The following is a 12722-nucleotide window of genomic DNA, read 5'->3' on the forward strand; positions in this document are numbered from 1 at the left end:
AGGCTTACAGCACCAGCCCGCCGTCCACCCCGATGACCTGGCCGGTGATGAAGCAGGCGTCGGCGGAGAGCAGGAAGGCGGCCGCGGCGGCCACGTCGCCGGCGGTGCCCAGGCGGCCGAGCGGGGTCGCGGCGACGGTGTCGGCGCGTGCCCGGTCGTCGAGCGTGGAGAGCATGTCGGTCTGGATGTAGCCGGGTGCCACCGCGTTGACCCGGATGCCCTGAGGCCCCAGCTCCTTGGCGGCGGCGAGGGTGAGGCCGAGCACGGCGGCCTTGGTGGCGGAGTAGACGGCCTGGCCCGGCGCCCCCTTGCGGCCCATGACCGAGGAGACCAGGACCACGGCCGGGTCGGTGCCCCTGCGCAGCAGCTTGACCGCGGCCTGCAGGGTGTGGGTGGCGCCCAGCGCGTTGACGTGGAAGAGCCGGCTCACCACGTCGCTGTGCATCATGCCGAGCAGGCTCGCCGCGTGGCCGCCCGCGTTGATCACCAGGGCGTCGAGCCGCCCGTGCCGCCGGTGGACCTCCCGCATCATGGCGGACACCGCGGCGGGGTCGGCCACGTCGCCGTGGACCGTGTCGGTGCGGCCCCCGGTCTCGGCGGCCACCTCGGCCGCCGCCTTGGCGGAGCGCTCCTGGTCGCGCCCGTGAAGGACGACCTCGTGACCGGTACGGGCCAGCCGCACGGCGACGGCCCGGCCGATGCCCAGTGTGGAGCCGGTGACGAGGGCGACCCGGCGCTCAGGTGACGGCGTCGGCACCGTGCTTCTCCAGCAGTTCGGCGGCCTTGGCGAACGAGCTCATGTCGATCATCTCGTCCGTGTCGATCATGATGCCGAACTCGTCCTCCATCGCGGCGACGAGCGCCATGTGGGCCAGTGAGTCCCACTGCGGGATCGCCCGGTATTCGAGCCCGTCGACGTCCCGGTCGGCCGGCAGGCTCAGCGAGGCGCGGAAGACGCCGCGCAGGCGGTCGAGCTGGCTCATCTCTGCTCACTTTCTGTCTTCGGACAACCACGTAGTGTAGCCGTGATCGTCCGTCAACAGAAACCAAGCACCCGTCGTGAGTAATAGAACCGTATAACGGCGAGTGCCCGCTGTGCCGGGCTGGGAATGTCGCCTGGGGCGCGTCAACCGCTACAGGGGGAATGATGGACGAATCCAATCACTGGTACGGGCACTCCCGCATAATCGGCCGATACTGTGAACTGGCGGAGGACACTCCCCGGCGAATACAGGGTTTCCTGCAGCACGGCTGGAACTATCTCCACGGATTCCCGCCCAACGACCACTGGTGCAGTCCCGGATACCCCCGTTTCGTCTGGTCCGAGGTGCTCAGACGACGTGGCTGGTCGATGGGACGACGTGGTCACTATGTCATCGGTGCGCCGTGGATCTACCTCCTTGAGATGGAGCCGAAAAAGGCCGCGGTCCCCGAAAGGAAGGGTACGATCTGGTATCCCTTCCACGGCTGGGAAAAGCATTCGGTCAGCGGCGACCATGCCCGGCTGGCCGCCGAAATCGCCGAAGTGGAGCCGGGGCCGGTGACAATCTGTCTTTACTGGTTGGAATTCGCTAATCCGGACATTCGGCGGGCTTATCGGTCGGCGGGTTTCCGGGTCATCTGCCATGGTGAGCGCGGCTCGCGGTGGGATGGCAAGGGACGTGACTTCCTGTCCGGCCAGCTCACCGAGCTGCGGCGGCATCGCCGGGTGGCGTCCAACCGGCTCGGCAGCGCGCTGTTCTACGGCGCCTCCGTGGGCTGTGAGGTCGCCGTCTACGGAGACCCGATGCAGCTGGAGGACGAGCGGCCCGAGTACGGCGGCACCGCCCGCCGCATGCGGCTCTGGCCCGAACTGCACGGCGTGCGCGTCGACCCCGAGGCGGCCAGGGAGGCGGCCCGGCAGGAGCTGGGATTCGAGTATCAGGCGACACCGGAGGAGCTACGGCGAATGTTCGGCTGGAAGCGGGCGCGATGCGCATGAACGAGGCACCCGAGAACGTCCGGCTGATCGGCGGCGAGATGCTGCTGTGGTCAGACTCATCCCATACGTCCGGCGTCACGGACTGGCGGGGCGTCGCCCTGGAGCTGGTCAGACGCCTGCTCCCGATGGAGGAGGACGCGAAAGCCAGGGTGCTGCTGGTCGGGCCGCACCCGCGCGGCCTGGTGGACGAGGTGGTCGCGCGGGCCGCGTCGGTGGCCGTGCTGCTGCGCTCCTACCCCGACGCCTGCGCCCTCGCCGAGCGTCATCCCGATCTGGCCGTGTACTGCGGCCGTCTGTCGGCACTTCCCGAGAGCGCGCCGTACGACCTGGTCCTGGCGCTCGACGGGTTGCGGCGTACGCACTCGGCCGAGGAGGTCGCGCCGCCCTGGCGCGAGTCGCTGGGCGCGCTCGCCGCCCTCGTCGCGCCGGGCGGGCGATTCGTCCTGAGCGTGAGCAACGACCTGGGCATCGACCGGTTCGTCGAGGCCAGGCCCGCCGACCGGGACGGCGGCGACGAGCACTGGGAGCCGCACGGTTTCGACCAGGGCTACCCTGACGGGCCCGGCGCCCTCGACGAGGAGCTGGTGGCGGCCGGGCTGACCCCCGAGAGGTGTTACGCGGCCTACCCGGGCCGGGCGGCGCCACGCGCGCTGCTCTCCCGCGAACTGCTCGGATACGACCTGCCCGACGCGCTCACGGTGCCGTTGAGCGCCCGCGGCGGCGACAGGATGCTGGTGGCCGATCCGCTGCGGCTGACCCGGCTGGTGTTCAGCCACGGCCTCGGCGAGCAGCTCGCCCCGCTATGGGTGGCCATGGCGACCAGACCCTCGGACGTGCCGCTCGGCCAGTACGAGGACGCGCCCACGGACCTGCCGCTCGGCCTGTTCGAGGAGGGGCACGCCGTACACGAGGTCACCTGGGGTGCCACCCGACGGCTGTCCGACGGCGTGGAGCGGGCCATCCCCGCGGGCCGGGTCGTGGAGGAGGTCCTGATCGAGGCGTGCGCCCGCGAGGACGTACGGGCCGTCCGCGACCTGCTCACCGTGCTGGGCGACTGGGTCGAGATGGGCGGCGACGCCGCGGCCGACAACCTGGTCTGGGACGGCGAGCGGTTCGCCGCCATCCATGCCCTGCCCGCGCCGCCCACCCGGCCCGCCGACCGCGTGGTGCTGTGCCGGGTGCTGTGGCGGTTCGCGGTACGCCTGCTGGCCGCCGGTCACCACCACCCGTGGCCGTGGCCGCGGCAGACCGAGCAGCTGACGCTGACGCTCTGCGGCATGGCGGGCCGGCCGTGCGACCAGGCGGATCTCGACCTGGCCCGCAAGCTCGACGCCGAGCTGGGGCAGCCGGCCGAGCTGAGCGACACCGCCCCGACGTACCGGGACCTGCTCGGCGCGCGGGACCGGCTGGCCGACCAGCTGACCGCCGCGCTGGCCAGGGTGTCCCGCCTGGAGACCAAGCTCACCTACCGCGAGCGCGAGCTGCTGCGGGCCAGGGGCCGGCTGAGAAAGACCCAGCGGAAGTCGGCCGCCTACCGCAGGACGCTCGGCTACCGGCTCTCGCGCCGCCTGGCCCGCCCGCGCAGGGTCGCCCGCCGGGTCCTGCGCCTGCTGTCCGGCTGACGAAGAGGAGTTCCCGTGCCGGTTCTTTCGGTGATCGTCCCGTTCTACAACGTCGAGAAGTACATCGGTCCCTGCCTGGATTCGCTGGCCGCGCAGAAGCTCGAGGACCTTGAGATGATCTGCGTGGACGACGGCAGCACCGACGCCGGTGCCGCCGTGGTCGAGGCCCGGATGGCGGCCGACCCGAGGATCAGTCTCATCCGGCAGGCCAACCAGGGGGTCGGGCGGGCCCGCAACATCGGGGTCCGCCGGGCCACGGGCCGCTACCTGGCCTTCGTCGACGGTGACGACAAGGTGCCGCCCCGCGCGTTCCAGCGGCTGGTCGCCTCCCTGGAGGCCACCGGTTCCGATCTGGCCTGCGGCAACGTCATGCGGCTGCACCGCAACCTGCTCGTGCCCTCCTGGGCGCACAAGCTGGCGTTCGCCAAGTCGCGCAAGCGCACGCACATCACCCGCCACCCGCTGCTGATCCGCGACCGCATGCTGTGGAACAAGGTCTACCGGCTCGACTTCTGGAACGCCCTCGGCCTGGCCTTCCCCGAGCGCATGTACGAGGACCAGCCGGTCGCCATGGCCGCGCACGTGGGCGCCTCGTCGGTCGACGTGATCAAGGGCATCGTCTATCACTGGCGGCAGCGCGACGAGGAGGGCGCCTCGATCACCCAGCGCCGCCTGGAGCCGGCCAACCTGCGTGACCGCCTGCTGTCGGTGCTGGAGACGGCCGCGCTGCTCACCACCGGCGCGCCCGCGCTCAAGCCGGACTTCGACCGCGACACACTCGAGATCGACATGAGCGTCGCGGTGGAGGCGATGGCCATGATGGGCGCCGCGGCCGATCCCGACCTCGTGGACCTGGTCGTCCGCTATCTCGACGGCGTCGCGCCGGAGGCGTGGCAGAGCATCCCGTTCGCGCAGCGGCTCCAGGTGCACCTGCTCCACGGGCGGCGCCTGGACGAGCTGGCGCGCGTCTTCGAGCAGGACCGCGCGGGCCGCCTGCTTCCGCGGGTCAGCCCGCCGGGCCTGCTGCGCAAGCGCTGGTACGGCCGGCACCCGGCCATGCCCAGGAACCTGTCGGAGGTGACGGCCGAGCTCAAACTGTCGGCCCGGCTGGTCGGGCTGGAGTGGCGCGACGGCGAGCTCGGCGGTGAGGGCCGGATGAGCATCGGCCGGTTCGACGTGTCGGACCTGCGCGGGACGAGTGCGCAGGTGTGGCTGCAGGAGCGCCGGACCAATGACATCGTCCCGCTGTCCGACCAGCGCGTCTCGCCGACCTGGGCGAGCGTCGAGCAGGAAGAGGGCGGTGCGGTGACCGAGCACGGGTTCTCCTTCGCGTTCGCGTTCGACCCGGCGACGCTGACCCGCGCGCAGCTCGCCCGGCGGGGGCACTGGGATCTGCGGGTACGGCTGCGCGGCCCCCGGCTGAAGCTGGAGGCGAAGGTGGTCGGATCGCGCTGGCTGCCGCCGCTGGTGCCCGCGCCGAAGCGCAGGGCGGGCGTGTGGCTGGTGCCGGTACGTGGCGGCGGCGGGGCCTGGGGACTGCGGTTGCGCCGGGCCGAGGCGCTGATCGGCGAGTGCCGGGTGGACGGCGCCGACCTGGTCTTCTCCGGCGAGCTCAGCGACCCGGGCGACGGCGATCCGGTGCTGCGGCTGGTGCGCAGGAGCGACGGCGAGGAGATGTACTTCCCGGTCACGCTGGCCGGGCAGAACTTCCGGGCCCGGGTGTCGCTGGTGGACATCGACGAGGTCGTCGGCCGCGAGTCGCGCTGGGACTTCGTCATCGACCAGGGCCGGGAGATCCGGCCGCTGGTACGTACCCGGGCCCGGCCGATCGTGACGGTCGCCGAGCGGCGCTTCCTGGTGGACCGGGGGGACGACGGCTGCCTCATGCTCGCCGAACGATGAGCAGGCCGTCAGTCCAGGATGGCGCGTAGCCGCTCGACGACCTCGTCCTGCTGCGGGTCGGTGAGGTCGGGGAAGAGCGGCAGCGAGAGCTGCTCGGCGTAGTAGGCCTCGGCTTCGGGGCAGGTCCCGCGCCGGTAGCCGAGGTCCTCGAAGACCGGGTGCCAGTAGGCCGGGATGTAGTTGACCTGCACTCCGATGCCCTCGGCCCGCATGCGTTCGTAGACCTCCCGCCGGCGGCCGTCGCGGACCCTGACCGGGTAGAGGTGCCAGCACGGCGTGGTGTACGGGCGCTGCGCGGGCAGCGTCAGGCCCGGCAGGTCGCCGAGCAGCGCGTTGTAGCGGGCGACCAGCTCGATCCGCCGCGCGCGGAAGCCGTCGAGCCGTCGCAGCTGGCTGAGGCCGAGCGCGCAGAGCACGTCCGGCAGCCGGTAGTTGAGGCCGAAGTCGTGGACCTCCTGGTGCCAGCCGCCGTGGCCGGGATCGCGCTGCTCGGCCGGGTCCCGGACCAGGCCGTGGTTGCGGAAACGGGCGGCGCGGACATAGCGGTCGTGGTCGCGTACGGCGACGGCGCCGCCCTCGGCGGTGGTCACGGTCTTGGTCGGGAAGAACGAGAACGTGGTGAGGTCGGCCTGCTCCCCGACCGGCCGGTCCTTGTAGAGCGAGCCGAGGGAGTGGGCCGCGTCGCCGATCAGTACGGCCCCGGTCCGGTCGGCGATCGCGCGGAGTTCGTCGTAGTCGGCGGGGTGGCCCGCGTAGTCGACCGCGGTGATCGCCTTGGTGGCGTCGCAAGCCAGTGACTCGACCGAGGCGGGATCGAGGTTGCCCGTGTCGGGCTGCACGTCGGCGAAGACCACCCGGGCGCCGCGCATGGCGGCGGTGGCGGCCGTCGCCACGAACGTCAGCGGCGAGGTGATCACCTCGTCCCCCGGCCCGATCCCGGCCGCCGCGTACGCGACATGCAGGGCCGCCGTGCCCGACGTGACCGCCAGGCACGGCACGCCGCCCGTCCAGCGGGCCAGCTCGGCCTCGAACGTGCCGACCATGGGCCCGGTCGTCAGCCACTCGCCGAGCAGCACCTCGGTCACGGCCTGGACGTCGGTGTCGGCGATCGACTGCCGTCCGTAGGGGAGCATCAGACGCCCACCGTCACCATGGCGCGCAGGTCCTCGACCGACAGCCAGCGGTCGTTGGTGTCGGAGCGGTAGGCGAAGCCGTCCGGCAGCAGCTCGCCGCCCTGCGGGGGCACGTAGCCCCAGCTGGCGATCGTCGGCTGCACGACGTAGCGGTCGCTCAGGCGAAGCGTCCTGCGGCCGTCGTCGGGGCCGATCATCTCCTCGTGCAGCTTCTCGCCGGGCCGGATGCCGATCTCGTAGACCGGGCTCCGGGGCGCGAGTGCCTGGGCCAGGTCGGGCAGGCGCATGCTGGGGATGCGCGGCACGTACAGCTCGCCGCCCTGCATCAGGTCGAAGGAGTCGACCACGAACCGGACGGCCTGGTCGAGCGTGATCCAGAACCGGGTCATCCGCTTGTCGGTGATCGGCACGCTGCCGCCCTCCTGGGCCAGCCGCAGGAAGAACGGCACCACCGAGCCCCTGCTGCCCACCACGTTGCCGTAGCGGACCACGGCGAAGCGGGTGATGTGGCTGGCGGCGTAGTGGTTGGCCGAGACGAACAGTTTGTCGGCGACCAGCTTCGACGCGCCGTACAGGTTGATCGGGCTGGACGCCTTGTCGGTGGACAGCGCGACGACCTTGCGCACGCCGCAGTCGATGGCGGCCTCCACCACGTTCTGGGAGCCGGAGACGTTGGTCCTGACGTATTCGAACGGGTTGTACTCGGCCGTGTCGACCTGCTTCAGCGCCGCCGCGTGCACGACGTAGTCGATGCCGTGCATGGCCCTGGCCAGGCGATCCCTGTCGCGTACGTCGCCGATGAACCAGCGCAGCCGCTGGTCGTCGTCGAACAGGTGACGTGCCTCGTACTGCTTGAGTTCGTCGCGCGAGAAGACCACCATGCGGCGCACGTCGAGGTGGTCCAGCGCGTGCCGGACGAAAGCCTTGCCGAAGGACCCCGTGCCTCCGGTGATCAGAATTGACGATCCACTGAGAATGCTCACGCGGCCCCCCGCCGTAGTCATCCGAGCTGCCCGGTAGCATAGCGCGATCATTCAATGACACACGGTCACAGTGGGGAATGGGGCTTCGGTGCGGATTGTCGGAATCATCCAGGCGCGCATGGGCTCGACGCGCCTGCCGGGCAAGGTCTTGCGCGATCTCGGGGGCCGCTCCGTGCTGGGCTGGGTGGTCCGTGCGGTACGCCAGGCGGACGCGGTCGACGACCTGATGGTGGCGACCACCACGGAGGCGGCCGACGACGCGGTGGTGGCTGAATGCGGCAGGCTCGGCGTGTCCTGGCACCGGGGACCGGTCGACGACGTGCTCACCCGGTTCACGCAGGCGCTGCGGAGTCACCCGGGGGAGGCCGTCATGCGGTTCACGGCGGACTGCCCGTTGCTCGATCCGGTGGTGATCCGCGAGGCCGCGCTGGTCTTCCGCGCGGTGCCCGGCCTCGACTACCTGAGCACGGGCCTGGCCCGCACGCTGCCGCGCGGCCTCGATGTGGAGATCGCGGGGCTGGCCGCCCTGGAGCGGGCCGACCGGGAGGCGGCCGCGCATCACCGTACGCACGTCACGTCCTACCTCTACACGCATCCGGGGGAGTCGCGGCTGCTCGGCCTCGCCTACGCGCCGGCGGCGGCCGACCTGCGGGTCACGCTCGACACCGAGGACGACTGGCGGCTCATCTCGCGGGTCGTCGCGGAGCTGGGTGACCGGTGTGTGCCGGTACGGTCGCTGGTCGGCTGGCTGCGGGAGCGGCCCGAGGTGTGCGAGCTGAACGCGCACGTGGCGCAGAAGGCGTTGCAGGAGGCGTGACGCACCGGGTGGGGTTCCGCTGCGACGCGGGCGTGGCGAGCGGGGTCGGTCACCTGGTGCGCTGCGTGGCGTTGGCCGAGGAGCTGTGCGGGCGGGGGGCCGAGGTGCTGTTCCTCGGGGACGTGGCGGGGTCGGCGTGGGCGGAGTCGCAGTTGCGGCAGCGCGCGTTCCCGCTGTGCCCGGCGCCTGCGGAGCCGCGGGCGCTGGCCGAGCTGGTACGGGTGCTCGGGCTGGACGCGGTGGTGCTGGACTCGTACGTGCTGGCTCCCGGTACGGGCGCGGCGCTGCGGGCGGCGGGCACGGCCGTACTGGCGATCGTCGACGGCGACCCGCTGGGCCAGGAGGCGGACCTCTACCTCGACCAGAACCTCGGCGCCGAGCTGCGCCCCTTCCGACGCCCGGTCTCGCGCCCGGGGGAGGCAGCGGACGGGTCGTGGAGTGGGCCCGGGGATAGGTCTCGGGGTGGGCCGGGGGGCGCGCCCGAGAGCGGGCCGTGGGATGGGCCCTGGGGTGGGCGGCTGGCGGGGGCTCGCTATGTGCTGCTGCGGGACAGCGTCCTGCTGATGCGGGGGACCGCCCGCCGCCGCCCGGCCCGGCCGGAGGGGCCGCTGGTGCTGTGCTTCTTCGGCGGCACCGACAGCGCCGGTGTGGCCCCGGCCTGGGCCGGGGCGCTGCGTGCCACCGGGCTGCCGTTCCGGGCGACCGTGGTCAGCCCGGTGCCGTTCGAGGTGGACGGGCCCATTGCGGTCATCCCGCCGACGGACCGGCTGCCCGGCCTGATGGCCGAGGCCAACCTGGTGATCACCGCGGCCGGCTCGGCCGTCTGGGAGCTGCTGCACCTGGGTGTGCCCACCGCGCTGAGCTGGGTGGCCGACAACCAGCTGATCGGCTACGAGGCGCTGGTCGGTGGCGGACTCGCGGCGGGCCTGGGACCGGCCCCGGACGCGGCGGCCGTCGATGTCCTGTCCCGCCTGCTCGCCGACCCGGCGTCCCGCGAGGAGTACGGCAGGCGCGGCGCCGGGCTGATCGACGGCCGCGGCAGGGAACGCGTCGCCGACGCGCTCCTCGCTCTCCTCTAAACGAGCTCTCCTCTGAACGAGCCCTCCTCTGAACCCATTAACCTTCAGACCAGGTCCCAGGTCAGTGGTGTGCCGAGCGTGGCGTCCCTGGCGAAGCGGCGGCCCATCACCTGCGCCGCCGCCGCCGGCGGCAGCCCCCCGGCCGGCCGGATGGAACGGACGTTCTGCTCCGTCACCGGCTCGCCCGCCCGCACATCCCGTACGACATACAGCGACCGCCGGAACCGCAGCCCTTCGCGCTCGGAGGCCCGCGGCCCGATGACCGCGCTGCCCAGCGACTGCCAGGCTCGCTCGCTCTCCACCACGAGCGCCGCGAGCTCGGCCGGCTCCAGCGAGAACGCCGAGTCCACACCCCCGTCGCCCCGGTCCACCGTGACGTGCTTCTCGATCAGGCACGCGCCCAGCGCGACCGCCGCGAGCGCCGCGCCGATGCCGGGCGTGTGGTCGGAGATGCCGACCACCGCGCCGGTGAGCCCGGCGAGCAGCGGAAGCGAGCGCAGGTTGCTCTCGGCGGGCGCGGCGGGGTAGGAGGCGGTGCAGGCCAGCATGGCGAGCTGGGTGCAGCCCGCCTCCCTGGCGGCCTCCGCGGCGGCGTGGATCTCGCCGATGGACGCCATGCCGGTGGAGATGATCAGCGGCTTGCCCGTGGCGGCGGCGAGCCTGATCAGGGGCAGGTCCACGATCTCCGAAGAGGCGATCTTGTAGGCCGGGACGCCGAGACTCTCCAGCAGATCGATGGCCGTGGGGTCAAAAGGCGAGGAGAACGGGATGAGCCCCCGCCCGCGAGCCCTGGCGAAGATCGGCTCGTGCCACTCCCACGGCGTGTGCGCCCGCTCGAAGAGCCGGTAGAGACGCTCGCCGCCCCACAGCTCGTGCTCCTCGCCCAGGCGGAAGGCGGGGCCGTCGGCGTCGACGGTGATCGTGTCGGGGCGGTAGGTCTGCAGCTTCAGGGCGTGCGCGCCGCTGTCGGCCACCGCGTCGACGATGGCCAGCGCCTGCTCCAGGCGGCCGTTGTGGTTGCCCGACATCTCGGCGATGACGAAGGGGGGCTGTCCCGCCCCGATCGCGCGCCCGGCGATGGAGATCATGAGTGGTCGTCCTTCCTGATGAGTTGCACGGTGACGACGTCGCGGCGGACGCCGTCGATGTCGCGCCGGTGGACGGCGACCTCGGCGAAGCCGAAGCGCCGGTGCAGCCCCCTGGCCGCCTCGTTGCGGGCGAGCACCTCGCCCCGCAGCGTGGTCAGCCCCAGCGGCCCGAAAGCATGGTCGATGGCGGCCCGCTCCAGCCCGATCCAGGCCGGCAGCAGCGCGCCCGACGGCTCCAACCTGGCCAGATCGAGGTAGAACCCCCATTCGCCGCTCCGCGCGGCGGGGTCGAGCCCGGAGAACGTCACCACCCCCGCGGCGGTCCCGTCGTGGACGTAGATCAGCACCCGCCTGGCCGGATCGTCCTTTACCCCGGCCCACCACCGGGCGTGCTCGGCCTCGGCGATGACGTGGGTGGTGAAGCTCGCCGCCCGCACTTTCGGGTGGTTGCGCCATCGGCGGATGGCGGGCAGCTCATGGTCGTGTACGGGTCTCAGCACGGCTTCCCCCTACTCAGCGCGCTCGATCCATTGCACAACGTAGCGGATCCATCCGGCAAAGAGCTGATCAGAGTGCGGCATCGAACGTCGTGCCGGAGTGATGGCCAGGGCATGCTGCCCTCGACCCCAACCCCGACCCCAAGGGAGCTCCTCGGTATGACGCCCATCCTCAGCGTCGTCGTCCCGATCTACAACGTAGAGCCGTATATCGGCGAATGTCTGGAATCTCTGGCGGCTCAGACGCTGGAGGACATCGAGGTCATCCTCGTGGACGACGGCTCACTGGACGCGAGCGCGCGGGTGGCCCGCGAGTTCGCGGCCCGCGATCCGCGCTTCGTCCTGTTCGACCAGCCGAACCAGGGCCCCGGTCCGGCGCGCAACGCGGGGATCCGGCGGGCCCGCGGCACCTATCTGGCCTTCGCCGACAGCGACGACGTCGTGCCGCCCAAGGCGTACGAGCTGTTGGTGGAGTCGTTGCGGGAGAGCGGCTCGGACTTCGCCTGCGGCGGGGTGCTGCGCCTGACGGAGGGCGAGCTGGCCGTGTCGTCCATGCACGAGAAGGCGTTCCGGCGCCCCGCGCGGGGCGCGCACATCCGGGAGCGCCGGTCCCTGATCAGGGACCGCACGGTCTGGAACAAGGTCTACCGGCAGGACTTCTGGCGTAAGCACGAGCTGGAGTTCCCGGCGGGGATCTATGAGGATGTGCCGCTCAGCATGCGGGCGCACGTGCTGGCGACGGGCGTCGACGTGCTCCCCGACATCGTCTACCACTGGCGCAAGCGCGAGGAGGGGGAGAGCTCGATCACCCAGCGGCGGATGGAGCTGCCGAACCTGGCCGAACGGCTGGCCGCCATCCGCGCGGTCCGGGCCTTCCTCAGTGAGCAGGAGCCCGAGCTGGCCGACGCCTTCGACGGCGTGGTGCTGGAGAAGGACCTCCTGTTCCTGTTCCAGGCGCTGGAGTACGCCGAGGACGACGAGATCGGGCCGCTGCTCGAACTCTCGCAGGAGTGGCTGGCCGGGCTGAGCCCCGTCGCTCTCGGCGAGGTGGCGTCGCTGCGCAGGCTCGAACTCCACCTGCTGGGCCGCGGCCTGGTCGAGGAGCTGCGGGTGGTGCGCAGGTTCAGGCGCGACTCGGTCGACGGCACCCCCATCGTGCCGCACGAGATCGGCTGGTACGGCGACTACCCCTACTTCCGCGACCGGACCCTCCAGATCCCCGACGCGGTCTTCGAGGCGAGCGACGAGGTGAAGCTGCTGGCCACGGTCCATGAGTGCGGCTGGACGGGCAGCCGATTCGAGGTGCGCGGCGAGGTGGCCCTGCACCGGGTGGCGCGGGAGCCTAACCGGATCGGGATGTGGCTGACCGACGGCGAGCGCCGGGTCCCGCTGGAGGTACGGCGCACGGGCGGGCAGGGCGTCTCGGTGGAGATCGACCCGGCGATGCTCGAAGAGGGCGGGCCGAGCTGGCGGCTGCACGCACGGGTGGAATTGTGCGGCCTCGTGGTGAAAACGTGCTTTCGCGATGCCGAGGCGCAGAAGGTCTGGCGGCTGTCGGTGCCAGGATGGTCAAGAACCAGCATGGACATCGCCCAGTAGTTCCAGAGAGTAATTGGATCA

12 protein-coding genes are annotated in these 12722 nt (G+C 71.8%); 6 read left to right on the plus strand and 6 right to left on the minus strand.

The annotated features are described in order from the left end of the window. Nucleotides 1-4: 4 nt before the first annotated feature. Both AB0B61_RS13475 and AB0B61_RS13480 read right to left on the minus strand, forming a co-directional pair. Nucleotides 5-757: an SDR family oxidoreductase gene (locus tag AB0B61_RS13475; RefSeq protein ID WP_358431538.1), complete on the minus strand. Its 753-nt coding sequence runs from the start codon at nucleotides 755-757 to the stop codon at nucleotides 5-7. Continuing rightward, nucleotides 738-983, minus strand: a complete 246-nt coding sequence (locus AB0B61_RS13480) for an acyl carrier protein (RefSeq protein WP_357948443.1) — start codon at nucleotides 981-983, stop codon at nucleotides 738-740. The genes AB0B61_RS13475 and AB0B61_RS13480 overlap by 20 nt, the downstream gene beginning before the upstream one ends. Before the next feature lie 368 nt (nucleotides 984-1351). On the opposite strand from AB0B61_RS13480, the gene AB0B61_RS13485 reads away from it, so the two are divergent. Genes AB0B61_RS13485 through AB0B61_RS13495 form a run of 3 tightly spaced genes read left to right on the plus strand, consistent with a single transcriptional unit; the run spans nucleotide 1352 to nucleotide 5505 of the window. Then, nucleotides 1352-1981 (plus strand): hypothetical protein, encoded by a 630-nt coding sequence (locus AB0B61_RS13485; RefSeq protein WP_358431540.1) that lies wholly within the window; start codon nucleotides 1352-1354, stop codon nucleotides 1979-1981. Further along, the gene (locus AB0B61_RS13490; RefSeq protein ID WP_358431542.1) at nucleotides 1978-3603 is read left to right on the plus strand and encodes a hypothetical protein; all 1626 of its coding nucleotides are present in this window, start codon (nucleotides 1978-1980) and stop codon (nucleotides 3601-3603) included. The genes AB0B61_RS13485 and AB0B61_RS13490 overlap by 4 nt, the downstream gene beginning before the upstream one ends. 15 nt (nucleotides 3604-3618) lie before the next feature. Beyond that, nucleotides 3619-5505 carry a glycosyltransferase family 2 protein gene (locus tag AB0B61_RS13495; protein ID WP_358431544.1) on the plus strand — a complete coding sequence of 629 codons (1887 nt, stop codon included), beginning with the start codon at nucleotides 3619-3621 and terminating at the stop codon, nucleotides 5503-5505. Nucleotides 5506-5513: 8 nt separating this feature from the next. Here AB0B61_RS13495 and AB0B61_RS13500 read toward each other — a convergent pair whose 3' ends face one another. After that, nucleotides 5514-6638, minus strand: a complete 1125-nt coding sequence (locus AB0B61_RS13500) for a DegT/DnrJ/EryC1/StrS family aminotransferase (protein WP_358431546.1) — start codon at nucleotides 6636-6638, stop codon at nucleotides 5514-5516. After that, complete coding sequence (pseB, locus tag AB0B61_RS13505) at nucleotides 6638-7621, minus strand: UDP-N-acetylglucosamine 4,6-dehydratase (inverting) (protein ID WP_358431547.1); 984 nt, start codon at nucleotides 7619-7621, stop codon at nucleotides 6638-6640. Before pseB ends, AB0B61_RS13500 begins: the two co-directional genes overlap by 1 nt. 88 nt (nucleotides 7622-7709) lie before the next feature. Here pseB and AB0B61_RS13510 point away from each other — a divergent pair, with 88 nt between their 5' ends. Both AB0B61_RS13510 and AB0B61_RS13515 read left to right on the plus strand, forming a co-directional pair. Next, entirely contained in the window at nucleotides 7710-8438 is a 729-nt protein-coding gene (locus AB0B61_RS13510; protein ID WP_358431549.1) for a glycosyltransferase family protein, read from the plus strand. After that, nucleotides 8435-9517 (plus strand): hypothetical protein, encoded by a 1083-nt coding sequence (locus tag AB0B61_RS13515; RefSeq protein WP_358431550.1) that lies wholly within the window; start codon nucleotides 8435-8437, stop codon nucleotides 9515-9517. The genes AB0B61_RS13510 and AB0B61_RS13515 overlap by 4 nt, the downstream gene beginning before the upstream one ends. Nucleotides 9518-9561: 44 nt before the next feature. Here AB0B61_RS13515 and pseI read toward each other — a convergent pair whose 3' ends face one another. Together pseI and pseH are read right to left on the minus strand one after the other, a co-directional pair. Continuing rightward, the gene (gene pseI, locus AB0B61_RS13520; RefSeq protein ID WP_358431552.1) at nucleotides 9562-10605 is read right to left on the minus strand and encodes a pseudaminic acid synthase; all 1044 of its coding nucleotides are present in this window, start codon (nucleotides 10603-10605) and stop codon (nucleotides 9562-9564) included. Continuing rightward, a complete protein-coding gene (gene pseH / locus AB0B61_RS13525; protein ID WP_358431554.1) occupies nucleotides 10602-11105 on the minus strand; it encodes a UDP-4-amino-4,6-dideoxy-N-acetyl-beta-L-altrosamine N-acetyltransferase in 504 nt (167 codons plus the stop codon). Before pseH ends, pseI begins: the two co-directional genes overlap by 4 nt. 156 nt (nucleotides 11106-11261) lie before the next feature. Here pseH and AB0B61_RS13530 point away from each other — a divergent pair, with 156 nt between their 5' ends. Beyond that, on the plus strand, nucleotides 11262-12701 hold the full coding sequence (locus tag AB0B61_RS13530; protein ID WP_358431556.1) for a glycosyltransferase family 2 protein: 1440 nt from the start codon (nucleotides 11262-11264) through the stop codon (nucleotides 12699-12701). Nucleotides 12702-12722: the final 21 nt, after the last annotated feature.

The organism is Nonomuraea sp. NPDC049158 (assembly GCF_040648335.1).
In the GTDB taxonomy this organism is placed as follows: Bacteria; Actinomycetota; Actinomycetes; order Streptosporangiales; family Streptosporangiaceae; genus Nonomuraea.